This is a genomic window from Herbidospora sp. RD11066 (assembly GCF_054661255.1).
This window is the reverse complement of sequence record NZ_BAAGDO010000007.1, coordinates 278,529-300,211: the sequence shown is the minus strand read 5'-3', so window position 1 is coordinate 300,211 and position 21,683 is coordinate 278,529. Positions and strand designations below refer to the sequence as shown.

Annotated in this window: 23 protein-coding genes; 12 read left to right on the top strand and 11 right to left on the bottom strand. The window is 72.0% G+C overall.

All coding sequences use genetic code 11. The features are described from left to right. Window positions 1–5 precede the first annotated feature (5 nt). On the bottom strand, window positions 6–710 hold the full coding sequence (locus tag ACYQ78_RS26600; RefSeq protein WP_459803638.1) for a CAP domain-containing protein: 705 nt from the start codon (window positions 708–710) through the stop codon (window positions 6–8). A gap of 207 nt (window positions 711–917) precedes the next feature. On the opposite strand from ACYQ78_RS26600, the gene ACYQ78_RS26595 reads away from it, so the two are divergent. Continuing rightward, on the top strand, window positions 918–1,415 hold the full coding sequence (locus tag ACYQ78_RS26595) for a hypothetical protein (RefSeq protein WP_459803637.1): 498 nt from the start codon (window positions 918–920) through the stop codon (window positions 1,413–1,415). On the opposite strand, the gene ACYQ78_RS26590 is transcribed toward ACYQ78_RS26595, so the two are convergent. The 3 genes from ACYQ78_RS26590 to ACYQ78_RS26580 all read right to left on the bottom strand — a co-directional run bounded on the left by ACYQ78_RS26590 (window position 1,412) and on the right by ACYQ78_RS26580 (window position 4,161). Then, a complete protein-coding gene (locus ACYQ78_RS26590; RefSeq protein WP_459803636.1) occupies window positions 1,412–2,608 on the bottom strand; it encodes a beta-ketoacyl-[acyl-carrier-protein] synthase family protein in 1,197 nt (398 codons plus the stop codon). The two genes, ACYQ78_RS26595 and ACYQ78_RS26590, sit on opposite strands and share 4 nt — an antisense overlap. Continuing rightward, the gene (locus ACYQ78_RS26585; RefSeq protein ID WP_459803635.1) at window positions 2,605–2,847 is read right to left on the bottom strand and encodes an acyl carrier protein; all 243 of its coding nucleotides are present in this window, start codon (window positions 2,845–2,847) and stop codon (window positions 2,605–2,607) included. The genes ACYQ78_RS26590 and ACYQ78_RS26585 overlap by 4 nt, the downstream gene beginning before the upstream one ends. Window positions 2,848–2,937: 90 nt before the next feature. Further along, entirely contained in the window at window positions 2,938–4,161 is a 1,224-nt protein-coding gene (locus tag ACYQ78_RS26580; protein WP_459803634.1) for a wax ester/triacylglycerol synthase domain-containing protein, read from the bottom strand. A 69-nt stretch (window positions 4,162–4,230) separates the two neighbouring features. Between ACYQ78_RS26580 and ACYQ78_RS26575 the strand changes: the two genes are divergently transcribed. From ACYQ78_RS26575 to ACYQ78_RS26545, 7 genes are all read left to right on the top strand, one after another. After that, entirely contained in the window at window positions 4,231–5,373 is a 1,143-nt protein-coding gene (locus tag ACYQ78_RS26575) for a cytochrome P450 (RefSeq protein WP_459803633.1), read from the top strand. Beyond that, window positions 5,370–7,379: an MMPL family transporter gene (locus ACYQ78_RS26570; protein ID WP_459803632.1), complete on the top strand. Its 2,010-nt coding sequence runs from the start codon at window positions 5,370–5,372 to the stop codon at window positions 7,377–7,379. Before ACYQ78_RS26575 ends, ACYQ78_RS26570 begins: the two co-directional genes overlap by 4 nt. 3 nt (window positions 7,380–7,382) lie before the next feature. Then, on the top strand, window positions 7,383–7,874 hold the full coding sequence (locus ACYQ78_RS26565; RefSeq protein ID WP_459803631.1) for a hypothetical protein: 492 nt from the start codon (window positions 7,383–7,385) through the stop codon (window positions 7,872–7,874). Window positions 7,875–7,932: 58 nt separating this feature from the next. Beyond that, on the top strand, window positions 7,933–8,736 hold the full coding sequence (locus ACYQ78_RS26560) for an esterase/lipase family protein (RefSeq protein ID WP_459803630.1): 804 nt from the start codon (window positions 7,933–7,935) through the stop codon (window positions 8,734–8,736). A 92-nt stretch (window positions 8,737–8,828) separates the two neighbouring features. Further along, window positions 8,829–9,191, top strand: a complete 363-nt coding sequence (locus ACYQ78_RS26555; RefSeq protein ID WP_459803629.1) for a YciI family protein — start codon at window positions 8,829–8,831, stop codon at window positions 9,189–9,191. Continuing rightward, window positions 9,191–10,399, top strand: coding sequence for an RNA polymerase sigma factor (locus ACYQ78_RS26550; RefSeq protein ID WP_459803628.1), 1,209 nt, complete (start codon window positions 9,191–9,193; stop codon window positions 10,397–10,399). The genes ACYQ78_RS26555 and ACYQ78_RS26550 overlap by 1 nt, the downstream gene beginning before the upstream one ends. A gap of 82 nt (window positions 10,400–10,481) precedes the next feature. Next, on the top strand, window positions 10,482–10,991 hold the full coding sequence (locus ACYQ78_RS26545; protein ID WP_459803627.1) for a monooxygenase family protein: 510 nt from the start codon (window positions 10,482–10,484) through the stop codon (window positions 10,989–10,991). Here ACYQ78_RS26545 and ACYQ78_RS26540 read toward each other — a convergent pair. Beyond that, window positions 10,979–12,037: an FAD-dependent oxidoreductase gene (locus tag ACYQ78_RS26540; RefSeq protein ID WP_459803626.1), complete on the bottom strand. Its 1,059-nt coding sequence runs from the start codon at window positions 12,035–12,037 to the stop codon at window positions 10,979–10,981. The two genes, ACYQ78_RS26545 and ACYQ78_RS26540, sit on opposite strands and share 13 nt — an antisense overlap. A gap of 17 nt (window positions 12,038–12,054) precedes the next feature. On the opposite strand from ACYQ78_RS26540, the gene ACYQ78_RS26535 reads away from it, so the two are divergent. Further along, window positions 12,055–12,753, top strand: coding sequence for a TetR/AcrR family transcriptional regulator C-terminal domain-containing protein (locus tag ACYQ78_RS26535; RefSeq protein WP_459803625.1), 699 nt, complete (start codon window positions 12,055–12,057; stop codon window positions 12,751–12,753). On the opposite strand, the gene ACYQ78_RS26530 is transcribed toward ACYQ78_RS26535, so the two are convergent. The 6 genes from ACYQ78_RS26530 to ACYQ78_RS26505 are packed head-to-tail and all read right to left on the bottom strand — an operon-like array spanning window position 12,730 to window position 19,395. After that, a complete protein-coding gene (locus tag ACYQ78_RS26530) occupies window positions 12,730–13,887 on the bottom strand; it encodes a sulfate adenylyltransferase subunit 1 (protein WP_459803799.1) in 1,158 nt (385 codons plus the stop codon). The genes ACYQ78_RS26535 and ACYQ78_RS26530 overlap by 24 nt on opposite strands. After that, window positions 13,884–14,777 carry a sulfate adenylyltransferase subunit CysD gene (gene cysD, locus ACYQ78_RS26525; protein ID WP_459803798.1) on the bottom strand — a complete coding sequence of 298 codons (894 nt, stop codon included), beginning with the start codon at window positions 14,775–14,777 and terminating at the stop codon, window positions 13,884–13,886. Before cysD ends, ACYQ78_RS26530 begins: the two co-directional genes overlap by 4 nt. Then, window positions 14,777–16,891 carry a M20/M25/M40 family metallo-hydrolase gene (locus ACYQ78_RS26520; RefSeq protein WP_459803624.1) on the bottom strand — a complete coding sequence of 705 codons (2,115 nt, stop codon included), beginning with the start codon at window positions 16,889–16,891 and terminating at the stop codon, window positions 14,777–14,779. The genes cysD and ACYQ78_RS26520 overlap by 1 nt, the downstream gene beginning before the upstream one ends. A gap of 3 nt (window positions 16,892–16,894) precedes the next feature. Further along, window positions 16,895–17,662, bottom strand: a complete 768-nt coding sequence (locus ACYQ78_RS26515) for an SDR family NAD(P)-dependent oxidoreductase (protein ID WP_459803623.1) — start codon at window positions 17,660–17,662, stop codon at window positions 16,895–16,897. 13 nt (window positions 17,663–17,675) lie between these two features. Then, window positions 17,676–18,578 (bottom strand): sulfotransferase family protein, encoded by a 903-nt coding sequence (locus ACYQ78_RS26510; RefSeq protein WP_459803622.1) that lies wholly within the window; start codon window positions 18,576–18,578, stop codon window positions 17,676–17,678. After that, entirely contained in the window at window positions 18,571–19,395 is an 825-nt protein-coding gene (locus tag ACYQ78_RS26505) for a family 3 encapsulin nanocompartment shell protein (RefSeq protein ID WP_459803621.1), read from the bottom strand. The genes ACYQ78_RS26510 and ACYQ78_RS26505 overlap by 8 nt, the downstream gene beginning before the upstream one ends. A 225-nt stretch (window positions 19,396–19,620) precedes the next feature. Between ACYQ78_RS26505 and lysW the strand changes: the two genes are divergently transcribed. The 3 genes from lysW to argC are packed head-to-tail and all read left to right on the top strand — an operon-like array spanning window position 19,621 to window position 21,676. Further along, window positions 19,621–19,803: a lysine biosynthesis protein LysW gene (gene lysW, locus ACYQ78_RS26500; RefSeq protein WP_459803620.1), complete on the top strand. Its 183-nt coding sequence runs from the start codon at window positions 19,621–19,623 to the stop codon at window positions 19,801–19,803. Continuing rightward, the gene (locus tag ACYQ78_RS26495; protein WP_459803619.1) at window positions 19,803–20,645 is read left to right on the top strand and encodes a RimK family alpha-L-glutamate ligase; all 843 of its coding nucleotides are present in this window, start codon (window positions 19,803–19,805) and stop codon (window positions 20,643–20,645) included. The genes lysW and ACYQ78_RS26495 overlap by 1 nt, the downstream gene beginning before the upstream one ends. Continuing rightward, window positions 20,642–21,676: an N-acetyl-gamma-glutamyl-phosphate reductase gene (gene argC, locus ACYQ78_RS26490; RefSeq protein WP_459803618.1), complete on the top strand. Its 1,035-nt coding sequence runs from the start codon at window positions 20,642–20,644 to the stop codon at window positions 21,674–21,676. The genes ACYQ78_RS26495 and argC overlap by 4 nt, the downstream gene beginning before the upstream one ends. Window positions 21,677–21,683 lie beyond the last annotated feature (7 nt).

Below are 21,683 nucleotides of genomic sequence, written 5' to 3'. Positions count from 1 at the left end.
CCCGTTCAGCTGCAACGACCGAACATCTGGACGTACGTGACCGCCGGGGTCGCCGACACGGACGGGTCGGCGCTGCCGTAGGCGGTCTTCGTGTACATCTCGGTGTAGCCGGGGGTGAGGATCGTGGCCCGGTGCGGCGCGCTCCCCATCCACCACGTGACAGCGGCCCTCGGCGTGACCGAGGGGCGGCCCCAGCCGAAGTAGGCGTTCTCGGCGACGGCCCACGAGGTGCCCCGCTTGCAGTAACCCGCGGCCTTCGCCCTGGCCGCGGGGTCGGTCCCGGTCTCGGGGTTGACGTGGACGTCGCATCTTGTCGGGTCCGACTTGAGCGGCGTGCAGTTGCCGACCTGGGCGACCGTGCCCCACCAGCGGATCCGCACGGCGGCGGCGACCTGCTTGGCCGTGGCGCTGCTCAGCGGGACGGTCATCCCGCGCAGGGCGAGGTAGCGCTTGACGGGCTGGAGGCCACGGCCGGTGCGCTCGGCGTTCACCAGGCACAGGACCGCGTTCTCGATCCTGCTGCCCTGCATCAGATGGTCGTACCCGCCCCTGGCGGTGGCGGGGAAGGCGGACCTGGGCTGGTAGACGAGATCGACGTCGGCACAGGCCGCGGCACCGGCGAGGGGTGCCGCGGCCAGCGCCGGGGAGGCGGGAACGGTGACGACGGCGGCCACGAGAGCGGCCGCCCCGAGGAGCGCGAGGTGTTTCATGCGCTCATGGTGCGATCGGCGGCTTGCTGAGGGCTTGAGTACGCCTTTACTCAAAGTGGCGCACCAGAGTGGTCCACCCATGAATCCCCAGGTCAAAAGCGCTTTTCCCGGACGCACAGCGCCACGCGTCAAGCCCGGTGCAAGCGGGCCGTCCGACCGTGCGATCGGCCGCCGGGATCCCGGTGGGCCGCTATCGCAGGAGGAATGGTGTCCCCCATCACGAAGGCCGTCCGAGTGGCCGCCCTGACCACCGTGGCGGTGCTCGCCCTCGGCAACGCACCCGCCCACGCCGCCGACGAGGCCGGCAAGCTGACCGCCCGCCTGACCATCACCGGGAGCGGCAGCGAGTGCCGGGTGCTCACGGTCGGCAAGGTCGGGATGACCAACGCGCAGGCGCAGTACCTGGTCGACAACGGCGCGACCGCCCGGGTCGAGGTCTGGGCCGACGACCCCATCTACGACAACCGCGTCTACAAGGCGCCGAAGGCGATGCTCAGCGCGATCTCCGACAGGAACGGCGGCGGGCTCTTCATCGTCTCCGACGTGAAGCTGTCGTGCGTCAGCTACCTCGACGAGGACGACAAGCCGCCGTTCGACTACGGCGACGAGATCTACACGAAGATCATCTTCGAGGCGCCCGGCTATTCCCGCATGACCAAGAGCTCCAACGTCATCCACCGCAACTTCGGCTTCGGCGAGCCCTAAACAGGGGTGAACACCAGCGCCGCGTTGTGGCCGCCGAAGCCGAAGCTGTTGGAGAGCACCGGTCCGGCCGGCATCGGGCGGGGCAGCAGCACCGCGTCGATCTCACAGGCCGGGTCCAGATTCCGTAGCCCTCCGGTCGGCGGGACGACGTGTTCCACGATCGACAGGACGCAGGCCACCGCCTCGACGGCGCCCGCCGCGCCGATGGCGTGACCCGTCACCCCCTTGATCGAGGTCACCGGGACGCCGCCCGCGCCGAACAGGCGGGTGATGGCCTGGGCCTCGTTCAGGTCGTTGAGGCGGGTGCCGGTGCCGTGGGCGTTGACGTGGGTGATGTCCGCGGGGGTCAGCCGGGCGTCGGCGATCGCCGCGGCCATGCAGCGGTGGGCGCCCTCGCCACCCGGAGCCGAAGCGGTCAGGTGGTAGGCGTCGGAGGTGCTGGCGTAGCCCGCCAGTTCGGCGTGGATCCGGGCGCCCCGGGCCCGCGCGTGAGAGAGCTCCTCCAACACCAGGAACGCGGCGCCCTCGGCCAGGGCGAAGCCGTCCCGCTCCACGTCGAAGGGGCGGGCCTCGGTGCGGGACAGGGTCGCGCTGCGGTCGAAGGCGAGCAGGACGGTCGCCGTCACGCTCGCCTCCACGCCCCCGGCCACCATCACGTCGGCGGTGCCGTCGCGGATCAGGCGGGCCGCCTCGCCGATCGCGTGGCCGCCCGACGCGCAGGCCGTGGTGACCGTCATGCTCGGGCCGCGCAGGTCGTGGCGCATGCTCACGGCGGCGGCCGGGGCGTTGGCCATCACCATCGGCACGTGCAGCGGGCCGGGGTTGCCCCGGCCGGGATGACGACCGTCGAGCATGCCCGACTCGATGGTGGCGGTGCCGCCGAAGCCCGAGCCGGTGACGACGCCCCGGCGTTCCGGTGACGCCGCGAGGTCGCCCGCGTCGGTCAGGGCGTCGGCGGCGGCGCAGACGGCCAGCTGGGTGAGGCGGTCGTAGCGGCGGGCCTCTTTGGGGGTGAGGTAGCCCTCGACGTCCAAGACCGTCTGGCAGGCGACGCCGACCATCAGGCCCGCGACGTCGAAATCGGTGATGGGGCGGGCCGTGGACCGGCCCGCCAGCAGGGTGTTCCACAGTTCCTTGCCGCTGCCGCCCGCCGGGGTGCGCAGCCCCAGGCCGGTGACCGCGACGCGTCTCATCGGGACACCAGCTGCCGGGCCTGCTCCAGGACGTCTCCGACGGTGCGGATCTGGGCGAACGTCTCGCGCGGGATCGGGCCCCACAGATCTTCCAGGGTGGCGTGCAGCTCGACCAGGTCGAGGCTGTCGGCGCCCAGGTCCTCGCGGAAGCCCGCCTCCGGGACGACCTCCCCGGGGGCGACCTTCAGGATGCGCGCGCAGGTGTCGCGCAGGATCGTCAGGATCTCGTCGTCGTTCATCGTGGCCGATTGTGCAAGACCGGGACTGTGGCCCCGGTGTGGTGATGGCAAGGTCCTCGCCAAGGATCCCCGGCGTCGTCCGGCGGGCGGCTAGCCTCCGCGGACTATGAGCGCATCTCGAATCGCGGGGAGGGCGGCCAGGTCGTGGAGACCGCGTTCGAGCAGGCCGGGCAGGGCCGCGTTGCGCGCCTCGCGGACGGCGAACCGGCAGGTCACATCCACCCGGTCGGGGTACTGAGTGAAGGCCGCGACGCCCCGGCTGGCCCGGCCCAGCGGCGGCAGCGAGAGCACCTCCAGGGCGCCCTCCGGGGGCGGGCCGCCGAGCGGGGTGGTGACGTCGAACCGGTTCCCCGAGCCCAGCGCGGTCGGCGGGATCCGGGCGGCCAGCAGGGAGCGCAGGATCGCGACCGCGACGGGCGAGCGGTGCCGCACCTCGGCCAGGCGGGCGTATCCCGTCTGCGTCATCACCTTCCACAGGCGGCGGCGCGGGTGGGGGTCGGTGCACGGGAGCTTGACCGCCAGCAGGAACGCGCGGTTGCCGAGCCCCGACCGCACCGAGGATCGCGCCGGGCCGCCCGTCTCCAGCACCGGCAGCGCGACGGTGATGTCCCGTCGCGGCGCGCACCACTCGCGCAGCGCCCCGGCCAGCGCGGCGAGGCTGATCTGCGCGGTGGTGGCGCCGGTGGCTCTTGTGACGGTCCGGTAGAGCTCCAGGTCGAGGGTGGCGGTGACCATCAGCGGGCCCGTCCCGCCGCCGGCGCTCCATCTCGGGTTGGGCGCGCACAGGCGCAGCAGGTTGCGGATCGGCGGCCACCACGGGCCCCGTTCCGGCCGGGCCTGCGGCTCGGGGACGGGCAGCGTGCCGCCGGTGAGCAGGGCGCCGACGGCGTCGGCCACGGCGGCGCCGTCCTGGAAGGCGTGGTGGGCGCGGTAGCAGATGACGTGTTCGCCGGGGCGGTGGCCGGACAGGACCAGGAGGTTCCAGAGCGGGCGGTCGCGCGGGAGTTTCTCGGCGTTGGCCGCGAGCAGCGCCTCGTTCAGGTCGGTGCCGGGCGGCAGGTCGACGAAGGTGACGTGCCGGGCCGGGTCGAAGCCGGGGTCGTGCTCCCAGCGCAGGTTCCCCGACGGGCGGTAGGCCAGCGCCGGGATCCTGGCCGCGCCGTCGGCGAGCAGCGCGTACAGGTCCTCCCGCCTCGGCGGCGGGCCAGGCAGGCGGGCGGCGGCGCCGATGTACCAGTGCGTCTCGTCGGCGGACCGGTCGGCCTCCAGCAGCAGCAACCGGTCGTACACGTCGGCCGGGATGACATGGCTCATGGCCCTGTCCTAACGGGCCGCCACCCCGGCGGCGGCGGGTTTACCCGGACTTGATCAAGGAGCGACCAGATGACGCACACCCTGGCCCGAGAGGTGACGGCCCTCGTGCGGCGGGCCCGGTCCGGAGATCCCTATCCGGCCTACGCCGCGCTGCGGGAGATGGGGCCGCTGCTGCCGACGCTGTGGGGCGGGCTGCTCGCCACCGACCACGCGACCTGCCGCGCGGTGCTGACCGGGCCGGAGTTCCTGGTGCCCGACCCGGCTTGGCGGGACACCTGGGTTCCGGGTTGGCGGGACCGGCCCTCCCTGCACTACGCGGGCCGGACGATGATGCAGCTCAACCCGCCCGAGCACACCACGGTCCGCACCGCCGCGCTGCCGGGACTCTCGCCCCGGGCGCTGGCCCGGCTGGAGGCGGAGATCGAGCGCCTGGCCGTCGTCCACCTCGACGCCCTCGACCGGGAGCTGGCCTCGCACGGCCGCGCCGACTTCGCCCGCCTGGTCGGAGATCCGCTGGCGATGGCGGTGATGTGCGCGCTGCTCGGGCTGCCCCCCGATGACGCGGCCCGGCTGGCCGACATGGTGCGGGAGGTCTCCGCCGCGCTGGAGCTGTTCCCCACCCACGACGAACTGGACGCCGCCGACCGCGCGACCGGGGAGCTCGGCGCCTACCTGGCGGGGCGCGCGTTCGCGCTCGACGTCGACGACCTGCTGGCCGCGACGCTGCTGCTGGCCGGGTGGCACACCACCGCGAGCGCCCTGTCGTCGCTGGTCGAGGTGCTGGCCGCCGACCCGGACCGGGCCGACTGGCTGCGGGCCGATCCCGGCCGCCTCGACGGCGCGGTCGCCGAGGTGCTGCGGCACGACCCGCTCATCCAGGTCGTCAGCCGGTACGCCACCCGTGACACCGTCGTCGCCGGGCAGGCGGTGGCGGCGGGTCAGGTCGTCCACCTGCTGATCGGCTCGGCGCACCGCGATCCGGCGCTGCTCGACGACCCCGACCGGCTCGACCTGACCCGCGCGCCGGTGCGCGGCCTCACCTTCGGGCACGGTCCTCACTACTGCGTCGGCGCCCGGCTCGCCCAGCTCCAGTCGCGCGTGGTGCTCCGTCTGCTGCTCGACCGGCCGCCCCTCACCGTGGCCGGGCCGGTGCTGCGGCGCGGGTTCGTGTTCACCCGCGTGACCGCGCTCCCCGTGGGGGTGCACCGATGACCGCCCGCACGCCGGTGATCGTGGTGTGGGCGCTGGTGGCGCTCGCCTCGCTGATGTCCCTTCCCGGGCTGCTGGAGCGGCTCGTGCCGCCGTCGTTGCAGGTCCCGGGGGCGCCGTCGGCCGAAGCCGCGCGGGTGGTGGCCGCCGGGTTCCCCGGGCTGGGCGACGAGCAGATGATGCTCGCGTTCACCTCGCCGACGCTCACCTCGGACGACGTGCTCTACCAGCGGGCGCTGGTGGCGGTCGTACAAGATCTCGGAGATCGGCCGGAGATCGGCGATCTGCGGCCGCTCCCCGCCGTCGCGGCCCAGGACCCCGGGCATGTGTACGTGCTGGTCGGCGTGCGCGGCGGCGAGCAGGAGCGCCGGGATCTGCTCCCCGGCCAGCGAAGAGTGGCCCAGGAGGCGGCGCAAAGGGCCGCGGGCGGCGCGGTGGAGGTGTCGCTGACCGGGTCGACGGCGGTGTTCACCGAGCTGGCCGGGACCGACGTGCGCGACCTGCGGGTGGTCGAGCTGGTCACGGTCCCCGTCGTGCTGGTGCTGCTGGCGTTCGGCCTGGGGTCACTCCGGGCTGCGCTGATCCCGCTGGCGGTGGCGGGCGCGGCGGTGCTCGCCGGGCTCGGCGCCTTGGCGGCGGCGGGCCGGGTCGACACGTTCATGGTGACGGTGACGGTCACGGTGTGCCTGGGGCTCGGGCTCGACTACGCGCTGCTGCTCCTGCTCCGCCACCGGCAGGCCAGACGCGACGGCATGGACGACGTCGCCGCCGCCGCGCACGCGGTCAGGACGGCCGGGGTGACGGTCTCGTGGTGCGCGCTGGTCGTGGTGCTGACCGCGGCCGGGCTGTTCGTGGTGCCCGCGCCGCAGATCAGGGGCATCGCGGGCGCGGCGATCCTGGCCACCGTCGTGACGGTCGCCGCCGCGCTGACCCTCGCGCCCGCGCTGCTGGCGAGGGGGGTGCCGATCGGCCGTACCGGCGAGAACCCGCGATGGGCCCGGTGGGCCACCCATCTGATGCGTCATCCCTGGCGCTACACGCTCGCCGTCACCGCACTGCTGGCGATCGCCGCGCTCCCGGCCGCGTGGGCCACGCTCGGGCTGCGGTACGACCGGTCGGTGCTGGCGGGGACCGACGCGGGCGCCGGGCTGGCCCGCATGGAGGCCGACGGCCTGGCCGGGTTCACCCTGCTCGCGCTGCCGCATCCGCCGGGGCCACCCGTCGACACGGCGCCGCTGACCGCCGCGCTGCGCGCCGACCCGCGCGTGTCGGCCGTGGCCGCGCTCGACAACGGCCGCGACCTCACCCTGATCACCGTCGCCGAACGCCATCCCGCCGACCATCCCGAGGCGGCCGCGCTGCTGGCCCGCTATCGGCAGCTGGCTCCGCGCGGTCTGGTGGCGGGACCGGCCGCGCAGCTCGACGACCTCACCCGGGAGCTGGGCACCCGGGTCTGGCAGGTCGCGGGGGTCGTGCTGGCGGGGTCGTTCACGCTGCTGATGGTGCTGTTCCGGAGCCTGCTCATCCCACTCAAGGCGATCGCGATGAACGTCCTCACCGTCGCCGCCACCTTCGGGCTGCTGTCGCTCGCCTTCGACGGGCGGATCGGCGCGCTGGTGCCGCTGCTGACGTTCTCGCTGGTCTTCGGCCTGTCGATGGACTATGAGGTGTTCCTGGCGCACCGCGTCACCGAGCACTGGCGCCGCACCGGCGACACCCCATCCTCGGTCGTGTACGGCCTGCGCCACACCGCCCACGCCATCACGCTCGCCGCCGCCACCATCGCCGTCACCTTCGGCGCGCTCATGTTCACCCACCGGGAGGACATCCGGCAGACCGGCTTCGCGGTGGCCGTCGCGATCGTCATCGACGTGACGCTGATCCGCATGGTCCTGGTCCCGGCCCTGATGCGCTTGTTCGGCCGCTGGAACTGGTTCCCTGGCCGGCCTGTGACCTCCCCATCACCCGCGCCCTGCTACGAATTGGAGCTCACCGATCACGGGAGGTAACTCATGTCGGCTGTCGCCGTGGCGCTCGCCGCCGCCCTGTTGACCGCACCCACACCCGCCGCACCCGCTCTGACCTGCGATGTCTCCACCGCCCCCGGGAGTTCGGTGACGTTCGACCCGCCTCTCGGGCTGCTGCCGCGCGCGGTCAGGGTGCGGGCCGTGCTGAACCTGGGCAACTGCCGCCACGGGGCGACGATGGTCGTCGACGGCACCGCGCAGGCGTCGTGCGTCGGCGGGCGGCAGATGCGGGGCGACGGCCGGATCGAGTGGTTCGGGCGCAAGGGCGACGTGGAGGCGCGCTCGACGGTCCGGCTGGTCACCAGCGAGGTGACCATGGCCAACCCGGCCGACCTGCTGCTCAACGCCCACGTCACCAAGGGGCGGCTGAAGGGCGCGAAGGCGAGCGGCACCGCCACGCCGACCTCCGACACCGGGGGCTGCGCGCTGACCGGCCTGCGCTCGGTGACGGGAGTCGGCACGATCACGTTCAAATGATCTTCTGGGTCGGCGTGGGGTGCCCGGTTCCCTCCCGGTGAGGCGTCGCAATGGGCACATGAAGATCCATCGCATGGTGGCCGCCGCGCTGGCCATGGCCCTGACCCTGACCGCCGCCCCTGCGTCCGCTGACATCTCGCCCTTCGGGGCCAACATCTGGACCTGCAAGCCGTCGGAGCTCCGCCCGCGTCCGGTGGTGCTGGTGCACGGCACGTTCGAGGACATGCTGGGGAACTGGGCGACCCTCTCGCCGAAGCTGAAAGCGGCGGGTTACTGCGTCTTCGCGCTCAACTACGGTCGTGTACGTGGTGCGGGCCCCCTCCAGGCCATGGGGGACATCCCCGAATCGGCCCGGCAACTGTCCGACTTCGTCGACAAGGTGCTGACGGCGACCGGGGCGTCGAAGGTCGACATCGTCGGCCATTCGCAGGGCGGGATGATGCCGCGCCACTACCTGAAGTTCCTGGGCGGCGCGGCGAAGGTCCACCGGCTGGTCGGCGTCACGCCGTCGAACCACGGCACCAACTCGGGCGGGTGGGTCAACCTCGCCCGGCTGCTCGGGCTCAGCCCCGCGATCGCGCTGGTCTGCCAGTCGTGCCAGCAGCAGATGGTCGACTCCGACTTCATGAAGACGCTGAACGACGGGGGCGACACGGTGCCCGGAGTTCAATATTCGGTGATCGCCACGAGGTACGACCTGGTGGTGACGCCGTACACGTCGAGTTTCCTCACCGGAGACTCGGTCAGGAACATCCTGCTCCAGGACCGTTTCCCGCTCGACTTCAGCGGTCACCTGGCCGTCAACATCGACCCGCTGGTGCACCGGATCGTGCTCGAGGAACTCGACCGCGCACTCGTCTAAGTTCTTTCCCGAAGTCTGTCGATCCGCGGCCCGCCCGTTCGACCTGAGGGTGCGAGGGCCGAGAGACGGCCCCGCGGGATGAGGAGACCACGATGGCGAAGTACATGCTGATCATGCGGGGCACCGACGAGTCGAACGCGGCCATGATGGCGTCGATCGACGAGGCGATGGCCGCGACCCGGAAGTTCATCGAGGAGATGCTCGAAGCCGGGGTCCTCCTCGCCGCCGAAGGGCTCGACGACCCGGGCCGGGGCGCCGTGGTCCACTTCGGCGGCGAGACTCCGGTGGTCACCGATGGCCCCTACGGCGAGACGAGGGAGCTGTTCGGCGGCTACTTCCTGGTCGAGGTGGCCACGCAGGACGAAGCGGTCGCCTGGGCCACCCGGGTTCCGGCCGTCGCCGGGTCGAAGATCGAGGTCCGGCGGGTGGCCGGGGAAGACGAGACCCCGAACTGATGGGCACGGCCGACGTCGAGGCCGTCTGGCGGGTCGAGTCGGCCAGGATCGTCGCCGCGCTGACCCGGTTCACCGGCGATTTCGGGCTGGCCGAAGACGCCGCCCAGGAAGCGGTGGCCGAGGCGCTGGTGTCGTGGCCGCGCGCCTCCCCGGCCAACCCGGCCGGATGGCTGATGGCCACGGCCCGGCGGCGGGCGATCGACGCGATCCGCCGCCGGGCCGCCCTCGCCGACCGCTACGCCCTGCTGGCGGCCGATCCCCCGCCCGAGGGGGACGTCGATCCCGACGGGATCGGCGACGACGTGCTGGCGCTGATGTTCGTCAGCTGCCACCCGGTGCTCTCGCCCGAGGCCCGGGTGGCGCTGACCCTGCGCGTGGTCGGCGGCCTGACCAGCGAGGAGATCGCACGGGCGTTCCTGGTGCCGGTGCCGACCGTGCAGGCCCGCATCACCCGGGCCAAGAAGGCGATCGCGGCGGCCGGGGTGCCGTTCGAGCTGCCCCCGCCGGAAGAGCGCCGCGAACGGCTGGCCGGGGTGCTCGGTGTGCTCTACTCGATCTTCACCGAGGGCTCGACGGCCACGTCGGGCGATCACCTGCTGCGGCCCGACGTGGCGTACGAGGCGATCCGGCTGGTCCGCACGCTGGCCGACCTTCAGCCCGGCGAGCCGGAGGTGCACGGCCTGCTGGCGTTGTGCGAGCTGACGGCCGCCCGCTTCCCGGCCCGCACCGACCACGACGGCGCGCCGATCCTCCTGGAAGACCAGGACCGGCGGCTCTGGGACGCCCCGGCGATCCACCGCGGCTTGGCCGCGCTCACGCGGGCGACGCCCCTGGGTTTCTACGGCTTGCAGGCGACGATCGCCGCCGTCCACGCGTCGGCGCCCTCGGTCGGGACGACCGACTGGGACACGATCGTGCGGCTCTACGAGATGCTCGGCCGGGTCGCACCCTCGCCGGTGGTCGAGCTCAACCGGGCCGTCGCCGTCGCCATGGCCTCGGGTCCCGAAGAGGGTCTGGTCATCGTCGACGAGCTGATCGCCTCGAACCGGCTCCCGGGGTCCCACCTGGTCCCGGCCGTACGCGGCGAACTGCTGACCCGCCTCGGACGCCGGGCGGAGGCGCGGTCCGAACTGGAGCTGGCCGCCCGGCTGTGCGCCAACCGGCGGGAGCGCTCGGTGCTGCTCCGCAAGGCCGCCGACCTCGACTGACCTCCTTGGGAAGACTTCGTTCAGTACGAGTCAACTCGGCGTTCGTACATTGAGTCCGAACCCGAGCCCCAAGGAGCGTCAGATGCCTACTCGAGTGACCCGGCAGACCGTCGACCTGTCGGAATATCCGGACCTCATGGTCCTCTACCTCGGCATGCGGGTGAACCACCTGTACGGGATCCGGACCTTCCTCGGCTTCGGCAAGAAGATCCAGGACTCGGTCGCGGGCAAGCCTGACGGCCTGCTGCTGCACGAACCGATCTACTACTCGTTCTTTCCTTTGAACATGGGCATGCGCCAGTACTGGCGGGATCTGCCGTCGCTGCTCGCCTTCGCCCGGTCGGAGCCGCACCGCCAGTGGTGGCTCGACTTCCTGCGCGACTCGGGTGGCACCGGCTTCTGGCACGAGACCTACTCGGCCAGGGGCGGGATGGAGGCCGTCTACGACGACGTCCCCAAGGCGATCGGCTTCGGCCGCTTCGCCGGGGTGCGCCGCGCGCGGGGCCCCATGTTCGGTTCGGCGTCCCGCCTGGGCCGCACCGACGACGACGGCGCCCCGGTCCTCAGCGAGACCGACCTCTACGAGACCTGAACCGCGTCGAACAGGGCGATGGCCGCGGCGGGATCCGGGCTGACGAGCCGGTCGAGCCCGCTCGTCGTGATCTCCGCCCAACGCCCGGCCCGTGCCTGCATCCGCTCCTCGAACGCGCGGACGGCGGCGTCGAGCTCGCCCGGGTTTCCGGCCATGGCCTCGGCGAGTTCGGCTCCGTCCAGCATCGCGAGGTTCGCGCCCGCCCCCAGCGGCGGCATCAGGTGGGCGGCGTCCCCCAGCAGCGTCACACCCGGAACGTGGGCCCAGGTGTGACCGGCGGGCAGGACGTACAGAGGCCGGTGGACGAACTCGCCACCGCCACGGAGCAGGTCGAGCAGGGGCTCGGCCCAGCCGTCGAACAGCGCCGGCAGGCGTTCGGGGGTGTACCAGTCGAGCGGGGCGCGGAACTGGGCGTACACCTTGACGTGGCCGCCGCTACTGCGCTGGGCGACGAGGTTGCGGTTCACGCCGTAGACGGCCAAGGCCCCGTCGCCGACCAGCCGTGTGTCGACGTCGTCGAGGGAGGTCTCGACCATGGTGACGCCGGTGTAGCCCGGTCTGGCGGCCGAGACCGCAGGGCGGACCCGCGACCAGGCACCGTCGGCACCGACGACCAGGTCGAACGTCTCCTCCCGCCCGTCGTCGAACCGGACACGCCCGCCCGGCAGGACCTCCCGCACGCCTCGCCCCCACTGGACGTCGAGGTCCCCGAGCAGCAGATCGCGGAGCTGTCCCCGGTCGATCTCGGGATTGGCGTGGTCGCCGGGCCGGGGGCGCCAGTCGCGGAGAACGGTGCCGTCGGTGTCGAGGATCCGCATGGCCTGCCCCTCGGGGCGGGACAGCTCCCGGAACCCGGCCAGCAGCCCGGCCTTGTCGAGCGCGAGCTGACCGAGACCTTCGTGCAGGTCGAGGCTGCCGCCAGGGGGGCGGGCGTGGGGCGAGGGGTCGCGTTCGAGGACGGTGACGGCGTGGCCGTGGCGGTGCAGGACCCGGGCGAAGGTGAGCCCGCCGGGCCCAGCTCCCACCACGGCGATACGGTGTCTCATAGCGATACAGTGTATCGGTGACCGTCTGGGACCGCCCCGAACCACCGCGCCCCGTGCCGCTCGACCGGGCGCGCATCGTCGCCGCCGCCATCGCACTCGCCGACGAGGGCGGGCTGGAGGAGGTGTCGCTGCGAAAGGTCGCCGCCCGGCTGGGCGCCGGGCCGATGCGGCTGTACGGGTTCATCGCGACCAAGGAAGAACTGTTCGACCTCATGGTCGACGAGGTGCACGCCGAGATCCTGCCCGAGGAGCGGCCCGGCGACTGGCGAGAGGCGCTGCGCGTTCATGCCTGTCTGACCAGGCGGGCCGCGCTCCGGCACGAATGGCTGGCCGACCTGCTCGGGGGGCGTCCCGCGCTGGGGCCGCATGCTCTCTCGGTGGCCGAGTCGACGCTGGGGGCGCTCGATGGCCTTGCCGACATCGACACCGTGATGCGTGTGGTGGAGACCGTGGCCGCCTACTTCACCGGGGCGATCAGACGGGAGATCGCCCACCTGCGGGCCGAGCGGGCCACGGGGCTGAGCGACCGCGAATGGCAGCGCGCCCACGGGCCCCACATGGTGAAGCTGCTGGCCACGGGCCGGTTCCCGATGCTGGCCAGACTCGTCCACGACGGCGGTGAGGTGGACGCCGAGACGTCTTTCACGACGGGCCTGGAGTGGGTCCTCGACGGTGTGGCCGCCCGGCTCGGCTCAGGCCGAGATCATTCCGGCTGAGCGCGTCGCGCCGTCCGCCGGGTCGATCAGCAGGCAGGCGCCCGTGGTCCGGCTCTCGGTGTAGTCGTCGACCGCCAGGTCGGAGGCCGTGCGGACGATCACGTCGCCGATGTCGTTGACGGCCAGCGCGCCGCCCGGTTCGATCGCTGCCACGACCGCCTGGACGGTCCGGGTCGTGTGCTTCACCAGGATCTTCTCGCCCACCCGCAGCGCCTTCTCGTGCAGGTGGCAGACGGTGGCGCGCAGTTCCCGCGTCACCTCGGGCGCGGTCGCCTCCGGGGCGATCAGGCAGCCGCGCGAGACGTCCAGGTCGTCGGCCAGCCGGACGGCGATCGACTGCGGGGCCCAGGCCATCGCCGCCGGTTCGCCCAGCACGTCGATGCCGGTCACCGTCGTGGTCTGGCCGCCGGGCTGGACCGTCACCCGCTCCCCCACGTGCAGGATGCCGCCGCTCAGCTGGCCGGCGTAGGCGCGGCGGCCGCGCGTTTTGATGACGTACTGGACCGGAAGCCGCGCCGGAAGCGCCGTCAGGTCCTCCGAGACCTCGACCGTCTCCAGGAACTCCATGACGGTCGGGCCGGTGTGCCAGTCCATGTGCGCGGAGGGCACCACCACGTTGTCGCCGGTCAGGGCCGAAATGGGGATGGCCGTGAGGTCGCCGGGGTAGTCGAGGGAGTCGGCGATGCCCGCGAAGACCTCCTCCGACCAGCCCACCAGGTCCATCTTGTTGACCGCCAGGACCAGGTGGGGCACCCGCAGCAGGGCGGCCACGGCGGCGTGCCGCCGCGTCTGTTCGGTCACGCCCTTCCGGGCGTCGACCACCAGGACGACCAGGGAGGCCGTGGACGCGCCGGTCACCATGTTCCGCGTGTACTGCACGTGCCCCGGCGTGTCCGCCAGGATGAAGCGGCGGCGCGGGGTCGCGAAGTAGCGGTAGGCCACGTCGATCGTGATCCCCTGTTCCCGTTCGGCGCGCAGGCCGTCGGTCAGGAGGGCCAGGTCGCTGGGGGAGGCGATCTGGGCGAGCTGGTCGGACATGACCGACTTGGAGTCGTGCAGGAGACGTCCGACCAGAGTGGACTTGCCGTCGTCGACGGAGCCCGCCGTGGCCAGTCTGAGCAGCGTGGACATCAGAAATACCCTTCTCGTTTGCGGTCCTCCATGGCGGCCTCGGCGAGGCGGTCGTCGGCTCTCGTCGCGCCGCGTTCGGTGATGCGCGAGGCGGCGATCTCCTCGATCACTTCCAGCGGCGTGCGGGCGGTCGACTCGACGGCGCCGGTGCACGACATGTCGCCGACCGTGCGGTAGCGGACCGTCTTGCGGACCACGGGCTCGGCCCGGCCGCCCCACGCACCCGGGCAGAGCCACATGCCGCGCCGGTCGAAGACCTCCCGTTCGTGGGAGTAGTAGATCGAGGGCAGCGCGAGGTCCTCGGCGGCGATGTACTGCCAGACGTCCAGTTCGGTCCAGTTGGACAGCGGGAAGACGCGGACATGCTCTCCGGGGACGTGGCGGCCGTTGTAGAGGTTCCAGAGTTCGGGGCGCTGGCGGCGGGGGTCCCAGGCGCCGAACTCGTCGCGCAGGGAGAAGACGCGTTCCTTCGCTCGGGCCTTCTCCTCGTCGCGGCGGCCACCGCCGAACACGGCGTCGTGGGCGCCCGACTCGATGGCGTCCAGCAGGGGCGTGGTCTGCAGGCCGTTTCTCTCCGGTACGTCCGGCAGCGCGCCCCGGTCGATGTAGTCCTGCACCGAGGCGACGTTCAGCCGCAGGTCTCGCGTGATCTCGTCGCGGAAGGCGATGACCTCGGGGAAGTTGTGGCCGGTGTCGACGTGCAGGAGGGGGAAGGGCAGTGGCGCGGGGGCGAAGGCCTTCCGCGCCAGGTGCAGCATGACGATCGAGTCCTTGCCGCCCGAGAAGAGCAGCACCGGGCGTTCGAACTCGCCCGCCGTCTCGCGGATGATGTGGACGGCCTCGGCCTCCAGCGTCTCCAGGTGGGTGGTGGCGCCGATCTCCAGCGTTCTCATCACGCGGCCCTCCTGATCGTCTGGGTCTCGGCGGCGATCCACTCGGCGACCGCGCGCGACAGGACGCTCCGGGCGCGGCGGTATTCGGCGGCCTCCAGGTGTTCGTGCGGGGTGTGGTCGAGCTTGGCGTCGCCGGGGCCGTACGCCACCATCGGCACCCCGTGCCAGGTCGTGGCCAGCGTGTTCATGTCGCTGGAGCCCTTCTTGGCGAGGAACCGGTTGACCACCCCTTCGGCCTTGAACGCCCGCGAGAACGCCTTGACCAGCGGGCTCGTGCGCGCGGTGACGTGTCCGGGGGTGGCCCGGAGCACCTCGATCTCGATGGGGTGGGCGACCTGCCGGAAGTGCCCGATGAGGTCGTCCAGGGACATCGTCGACGGCACGCGGACGTCCACGACCGCCTCCCCGCGCTGCACGTCGCCGCCGTTGACGGCGTGGATGCCGAGCACGGCCAGCAGCGCGTCGGGACCTTCCTCCGCCAGGCCGTCGCGCAGCCGGGCCAGCACGTCGACCATCTGGTCGGCGGCCGTGGTGACGCCCTGGCCCGCCGTGTGCCCGACGGGGTCGGCGACGCCGATCCGGACCTTCAGCAGGCCGTAGTAGCCGATGGTCAGCGCGCCGGCGCCCGAGGGCTCGCCGATGACGACGGCGTCGGCCTTGTAGTGGTCGCGGACGAAGAACGCCCCCGCCGAGGTGATCTCCTCTTCGACCGCGCCGACCACCCTGACCTGGATGTCCGGCGGGACGTCGAGGTCGTGCAGGGTCTCCAGGTAGGCGACCAGACTGCCCTTGGCGTCGACACAGCCCCGGCCGGAGATGGTGCCGTCATCCCAATGGACGGGCCATCGGTGCGGGACGGTGTCGAGGTGGCCGAGCATGAGCAGCCGGCGGCGGCCCGAACCCTTCAACGCCACGAAGTTCCCGGCGTCGTCGACGTCGGCCTCGATCCCTCGTTGACGGCACCACTCCACCAGGTATTCGGCCAGCTCACGTTCGTCCCGCGACACCGAGGAGATCTCGACGGCGCGGGTCAGCAGGGTCAGGTCGTCGGCGGGCGGGTCGGCCCGCCAGAACCGGGTGCCGACCTGGAGCGAGTGAGGACCGGTGATCGCGACGTCGGCGTTCCCGTCGAGCGCGATCTCGGCCGCGCGGACCTTCTGCCGCATGCGGCCCTGGGCGTAGCGCAGCCCTTCCCCACGGCCGATATCCGGAATTCCCGAAATGTCGGATGAGGGGTCGGCCAGCAGGCCGGGTGTCCCGGTGACCAGCCGTAAGTGGTCGGCGTCGAGCGCATTGGCCAGCTCAGCGGCCAGCACATCGGCATCCACATTGAGCGGCGCCCCACCATCGGACGCGGCAACGGGCGGCGCGACACAGACGACATCGAACGCATCGAGCAACTGCACAAGACACTCGGTGGCGACCTCCGCCACGGTCCCGGCCCGGTGATCCCTAATGATCAAGGACCGCCCCGGGCCCGAGGCATGCGAAGACGGATCCGCGGTCGAGGGTCCTTGCCCGCTCACCCGCGCTCGCGATGCCGGGTCGGGGTTGGCGGGTGAGAGCTCGTGCCCGTTCACCCCGGTCCTCAGCGCAGGGTCGGGGTCGGCGGTCGAGAGTTCTTGCCCGCTCAGCGGTGGGTTGAGGTCTGCGGTCGAAGGCTCGTTCAGTCGCGCCCTCAGCGGGGGGTTGAGGTCTGTGACCGATGGCTCGTTCAGCCGTGCTCTCAGCGGGGGGTTGGGGTCTGCGGTCACCAACGAGCCCGCTTGGGCGGTCGAGGTGAAGCAGGTCAGACCCCGCGAGGTCAGCGCCTCACGGACCCGGGGCAGGGTGACGCGTTCGTAGGCGGCCACGATGTGGGACATCTCCTCGGGCGGGCAATACCGCGCCTCGGAGCCGTTCTTCAACAGGAGGTTCCGGACCGGGCGGCCGATCGCCTCGTAGTGGGCTCTGATTCCGGCCGCGCCGCCCGCCACCAGGAGGATCCTCGCGCCGCGGCCGCGTAGGCGGGCCACCTCGTCGAAGATCTTCTCGTGGGCGAGGCTCGCGCTGCCGATCTTGACAACGTAGAGGGCCGCCGTATGGGTCGTGGCGACCTCACCGAGTACGGACACGATTCACACTCCTCTGGTGTTGCCGCCGTCGGCCACGAAGACCGTTCCGGTGACGTAGGAGGCCTGGTCGCTGACGAGGAAGGCGGCCAGCGCGCCCAGGTCGGCGACGTCGCCGATCCGGCCGAGCGGGATCCGCCGGGCGACCTCGGCCAGCTCCTCTTCGATGGCGTCCCCGAACTGTTCGTCGAGGATCGGCGTGCGGTGGAAGCCGGGGGCCAGCACGTTCACCGTCACACCGCTCGCCCCCAGCACGGAGACCAGGCCCTTCATGTAGCCGAGCAGGCCCAGCCGGGCCACCGACGACAGGCCGCTCTCGGGGTGGGGCTGCTTGACCGACTCCGACGCGATCATCAGGACCCGGCCCCAGCCGTCCTTCTTGAGGTGGGGCAGCGCGGCCAGGGTCAGGGCGATGTGCGGGATCAGGTTGGCGTCGAGGGCGGCGCGGTAGTCGGCCACGCCGAACGCGTCGACGGGGCCGAACGGCACGCCGCCCGAGTTCGTCACGACGATGTCGATGCCGCCGAGCGTGGCGGCGGTGTCGTTGACCCAGGCGGCGGCGGCGTTCTCGTCGCACAGGTCGACCGGGACGCTCAGCACGTCGCCGTCGCCCATCGCGCTCACCTCGACGTGGGCGCGGGCGAGCCGGTCGGGGTCGCGGCCGCAGATGGCGACGCTGGCACCCTCGGCGGCCAGGGCCTTGGCGACGCCCAGGCCGAGGCCGCTGCTGGAGCAGGCCACCAGGGCGACGCGTCCCTTCAGGCGCAGATCCATGGGAAATGTCCCCTCAGGTCAGAATCGGATAGCCGTATCGGCCGAGCAGCGGGAGCGCGGGGCCCGTGGCGGCGGCGCGGGCGCGGGGTGACAGGCCGGTGCGCCAGCGTTCGTCGGCGCGGATGCGCGCCGGGCCGGCCGACAGGCGGTCGGGGTTGCCGGTGACCGTGTGGTTCACGCTCAACATGACGTTGCCGTCGGCGTCGGCGGGCGGTTCGTCGTCGAGCCCGGCGAAGGCGAGCACCCGGGCGAGCGTTCCGCGCGGGTCGCGGCACAGGTCTTCGTGGCGAACGCGCAGGTAGCGGTCGGGTGCGGCGTGGCCGGACAGTTCGGAGGCCAGGTTGAACCCGGTCCAGAAGCGGCTGCTGCGCGAGGGGCTCATCGGGTCGATGTAGTCCTTGGCCTTCGCGTAGGAGAAGGCGGTCGCGCGCGGGTCGCGCACCATGTGCAGGACCTTCACGTCGAGGTCGGCGCGGCCCAGCAGGGCCGCGGCCTCGGCCGGGAACTTCGAGCCGTCGACGATGAGCCGCTCGCCGCCGTGCGCGGCGAGGGTCCGATAGACGTCGGCGGTACGGCCGACCGCTTCGGCCACCCCCGGAGCCGCGGCGGTCCGGCCCGTCGACTCGGCGATCCGGTCGCGCGTGTGCCGGGTGCGCAGCAGAGAACGCTGCTGGAGCGTCATCAGCCGCGCCTCGCCCGCGGACGACGTGATCACCTTCGACCACAGGTCACACGCGGTCACGTCGGCCCCGCAGCCGCAGGTCGAGTTGGTGCCGGCTTTGAGGATGCCGTTCTGCCACAGGTAGTGCAGCTCACCGACGTGCAGCACGCCGGGCAGTTCGCCCAGGACGTTGCCGAGCATGGTGCTGCCGCTGCGCAGCCAGCCGGTGATGTAGAGGACGCGCGGCTCACCCATGCCACTTCACCGCCATCAGGTGCTGCGGCAGGTGCACCGCGAGCCCGATCCTGGACGTCGCCCGCACCGCCCCCGGCACCAGCGCGATCGAGGCGACGCCCGGCATGAGCAGCGTGCAGGCGGCCCGGAAGTCGCCCATGAGCAGGGTGTCCTTCGGCATCATCCGGGTGCGCGAGACGGTGATCCCGGCGTTCTGGAACCGGCCCAGCAGATCGTCGCGGACCATCTTCCAGTACGTCTCGGGATGCGCCACCACCCCGTCGCACGACCCGCCGGTCTCCTCGATCTCCCCCGCGGCCCGGGTGACCGTGGTCGCGAGATCGTCGTGGCTTTCGGCCGAACGGCTGCCCGGCAGGCCGAGCAGGCCGGTGATCGCGCCGTCGGACGTGCCGTGCAGCAGCGATTCGTTCTCGACGACGGAGAGACGTACCAGAACGCGGTAGTCCACATAAGCGGCGAGCAGCGAAGGCTCGGCGGCGACGCCGTCGGGAAGCGGGACCTCGACGGAAAGATCGGTCAGCGGCGCTTTCATCAACCGCGGCGCGAAAGCGGCCTCGGGCGTGGCGCCATAAGCGGTCCCGGCGTTCTGAAGCCGGCCTTTCGGTGGCTCGTGGACGTAGGAGACCGCGCCGTCGGAAACGTCACTGGTCTTCAGCAGATGCCGGACGGTGTAGCGCGGCCGGGCCGCGAACAGCGGGAACGCGGCCGGAAGGTGCAGGTCGAACGGCACCTCACGGGCCCCGGCCGCCACCTCGGCGGCGAACCGCTCCCCTGGGGAGGCCGCCACAGGGGCTTCTTGTAGGGCGATCGCTCGCATGAGCCCTCCTAGATATATACGACTCCAGCCGAGCCTAATAACGCGTTCAATCAATTTCTTCGGCAAATCCAGTAGGAGCGCTTATGCTCGTGGGACAACCTGTTTATACGGCCCCCGATAAGCGTGGGAATTCACTTCGATCGGCAACCCTTATTGGCGATTCGGCGCCGATTCTGGTTACGGTGGAAACGCCGAAATTTTCCCCGACCGACATAGGGACGAGCCATGCAGAAGGTTGTGAACGCCCCCGAGTGTCCCGAGTGCGCGGCGCAGGTCTCCCTCGACGCCGACGCCCGGGTGAGCGAGATCGTCGAATGCCACGACTGCCGCAGTGAACTGGAGATCGCCTCCGTCACGCCGCCGTCCCTGACGGTCGCGCCCGAGGTCGAAGAGGACTGGGGAGAGTAATGGACCAGCGTTTAGCCGTGCTCGCGTCACGCGTGCGGTTCGAGGAGAAACAGATCATGGCCGCGCTCGACCGGCGCGGCGTCCCGTTCGTCCACATCGATCCCCGGACCCTGGTCGTCGCCGACGGAACGCACCGCGACGAGACGGTGCTGAACCGGGAGGTCGGCCACTACCGGGCCCTCTACGCCGCCAGTGCGCTGGAGTCGGCGGGGGCGGCGGTGCTCAACACCGCCGCCGCCACCCACGTCAGCGGCGACAAGTGGCTGACGACCTCGGCGCTCATGGCCAAGGGCCTGCCGACCCCCCGCACCGCCCTGGCCATGACGCCGGAGGCCGCCTTCGACGCCCTCGACCAGATCGGCTACCCGGCCGTGGTGAAACCGCTGGTCGGATCGTGGGGACGCCTGGTCACCGCGCTCCCCGACCGCGCCACCGCCGTGGGCATCCTCGAACACGTCGCGGCGCTGCCCTCGCCCCAGCAGCACATCGTCTACGTGCAGGAACTCGTCGAGAAGGCCGACCGGGACATCCGGGTGCTGGTCGTCGGCGGCGAGGCGCTGGGCGCGACCTACCGGCGCGGTGACGAATGGCGCACCAACGTCGCCAGGGGGGCCGTCTCGACCAAGTGCGAGCTGACCAACGTCCACGCGAAACTCGCCGTCGCCGCCGCCGAGGCGGTGGGCGCCGAGATCGCCGGGGTCGACCTGCTCGAAGACGCCGACGGGCACCTGACGGTGCTGGAGGTCAACGACCGGGTCGAGTTCCGCGGCTTCCAGGAGGCCCACGAGATCGACGTCGCCGACGTCATCGCGTCCTACGCCGTCGCGAGGGCAGAGGCATGATCCGATGCGCCGTCGTGGGAGGCGCCGGCTACATCGGCGGCGAACTCCTGCGCATCCTCACCGGGCACCCCTCGGCCGAACTGGTGGCCGCCACCTCACGGCGGCTGCGCGGACGGCTGATCGACGGCGCCCACCCCAACCTGCGCGGCCGCACCCGCCTGTCGTTCGTCTCCGAGGAGGAGCTCGACCAGGACGGCCCCTATGACGTGCTGTTCCTGGCCACGCCCCACCGCGAGACGATGCGCCGGATGCCCGAGTTCCTCGGGCTGGCCGCGACCGTGATCGACCTGTCGGGCGACTTCCGGCTGCACGACCCGAAGGTCTACGCCGACTACTACGGCGTCGACCACATGGCCCCCGACCTGATCGGGACCTTCACGACGGGCGTACCGGAACTGCACCGCAGCGAACTCCAGAAGGCGAGCCGCATCAGCGTGCCCGGGTGCATGGCCAACGCCGGCATCCTGGCGCTGACCCCGCTGGCCGAGGCCGGGCTGATCCACGGCGAACTGTCCGTCGACGCCCGCACGGGTTCCAGCGGCGCCGGCGCGACCGCCGGGGCGGAGAACCTGCACGCCGAACGCAGCGGCGCCCTGCGCGTGTTCGCGCCCACCCGGCACCGCCACGAGGCGGAGATCTCCCAGGCCACCGGCCTGCCGGTCGCGATGACCGCCACCGGGGTCGAGGCCGTGCGCGGGGTGCAGCTGCTCTGCAAGGCGCGGCTGACCGAGGGCGCCGACGAGCGCGTGATCCGCGCGGCCTACCGCGACCGCTACGCCGACGAGCACTTCGTGCGCGTGGTCGCCCACCGGCGCGGCCTGCACCGCTTCCCCGACGCCAAGATCCTTTCCGGCTCGAACTTCTGCGACGTCGGCTTCGCCCTCGACCCCGGGTCGACCACGGTCACCGTGATCGCGGCCCTCGACAACCTCGTCAAGGGCGGCGCCGGCAACGCCGTGCAGTGCATGAACATCCGCCACGGCCGCCCCGAACGCGAGGGCCTGGAGTTCGTGGGCCTGCACCCGAACTAGGAGTCTC

Excerpts from the sequence above, each read along its gene's own strand:
- ACYQ78_RS26600 (WP_459803638.1), bottom strand. The coding sequence starts at position 710 with ATGAAACACCTCGCGCTCCTCGGGGCGGCCGCTCTCGTGGCCGCCGTC.
- ACYQ78_RS26590 (WP_459803636.1), bottom strand. The coding sequence starts at position 2,608 with ATGAGACGCGTCGCGGTCACCGGCCTGGGGCTGCGCACCCCGGCGGGC.
- ACYQ78_RS26585 (WP_459803635.1), bottom strand. The coding sequence starts at position 2,847 with ATGAACGACGACGAGATCCTGACGATCCTGCGCGACACCTGCGCGCGC.
- ACYQ78_RS26580 (WP_459803634.1), bottom strand. The coding sequence starts at position 4,161 with ATGAGCCATGTCATCCCGGCCGACGTGTACGACCGGTTGCTGCTGCTG.
- ACYQ78_RS26575 (WP_459803633.1), top strand. The coding sequence starts at position 4,231 with ATGACGCACACCCTGGCCCGAGAGGTGACGGCCCTCGTGCGGCGGGCC.
- ACYQ78_RS26570 (WP_459803632.1), top strand. The coding sequence starts at position 5,370 with ATGACCGCCCGCACGCCGGTGATCGTGGTGTGGGCGCTGGTGGCGCTC.
- ACYQ78_RS26565 (WP_459803631.1), top strand. The coding sequence starts at position 7,383 with ATGTCGGCTGTCGCCGTGGCGCTCGCCGCCGCCCTGTTGACCGCACCC.
- ACYQ78_RS26560 (WP_459803630.1), top strand. The coding sequence starts at position 7,933 with ATGAAGATCCATCGCATGGTGGCCGCCGCGCTGGCCATGGCCCTGACC.
- ACYQ78_RS26555 (WP_459803629.1), top strand. The coding sequence starts at position 8,829 with ATGGCGAAGTACATGCTGATCATGCGGGGCACCGACGAGTCGAACGCG.
- ACYQ78_RS26550 (WP_459803628.1), top strand. The coding sequence starts at position 9,191 with ATGGGCACGGCCGACGTCGAGGCCGTCTGGCGGGTCGAGTCGGCCAGG.
- ACYQ78_RS26545 (WP_459803627.1), top strand. The coding sequence starts at position 10,482 with ATGCCTACTCGAGTGACCCGGCAGACCGTCGACCTGTCGGAATATCCG.
- ACYQ78_RS26540 (WP_459803626.1), bottom strand. The coding sequence starts at position 12,037 with ATGAGACACCGTATCGCCGTGGTGGGAGCTGGGCCCGGCGGGCTCACC.
- cysD (WP_459803798.1), bottom strand. The coding sequence starts at position 14,777 with ATGAGAACGCTGGAGATCGGCGCCACCACCCACCTGGAGACGCTGGAG.
- ACYQ78_RS26515 (WP_459803623.1), bottom strand. The coding sequence starts at position 17,662 with ATGGATCTGCGCCTGAAGGGACGCGTCGCCCTGGTGGCCTGCTCCAGC.
- ACYQ78_RS26510 (WP_459803622.1), bottom strand. The coding sequence starts at position 18,578 with ATGGGTGAGCCGCGCGTCCTCTACATCACCGGCTGGCTGCGCAGCGGC.
- ACYQ78_RS26505 (WP_459803621.1), bottom strand. The coding sequence starts at position 19,395 with ATGCGAGCGATCGCCCTACAAGAAGCCCCTGTGGCGGCCTCCCCAGGG.
- lysW (WP_459803620.1), top strand. The coding sequence starts at position 19,621 with ATGCAGAAGGTTGTGAACGCCCCCGAGTGTCCCGAGTGCGCGGCGCAG.
- ACYQ78_RS26495 (WP_459803619.1), top strand. The coding sequence starts at position 19,803 with ATGGACCAGCGTTTAGCCGTGCTCGCGTCACGCGTGCGGTTCGAGGAG.
- argC (WP_459803618.1), top strand. The coding sequence starts at position 20,642 with ATGATCCGATGCGCCGTCGTGGGAGGCGCCGGCTACATCGGCGGCGAA.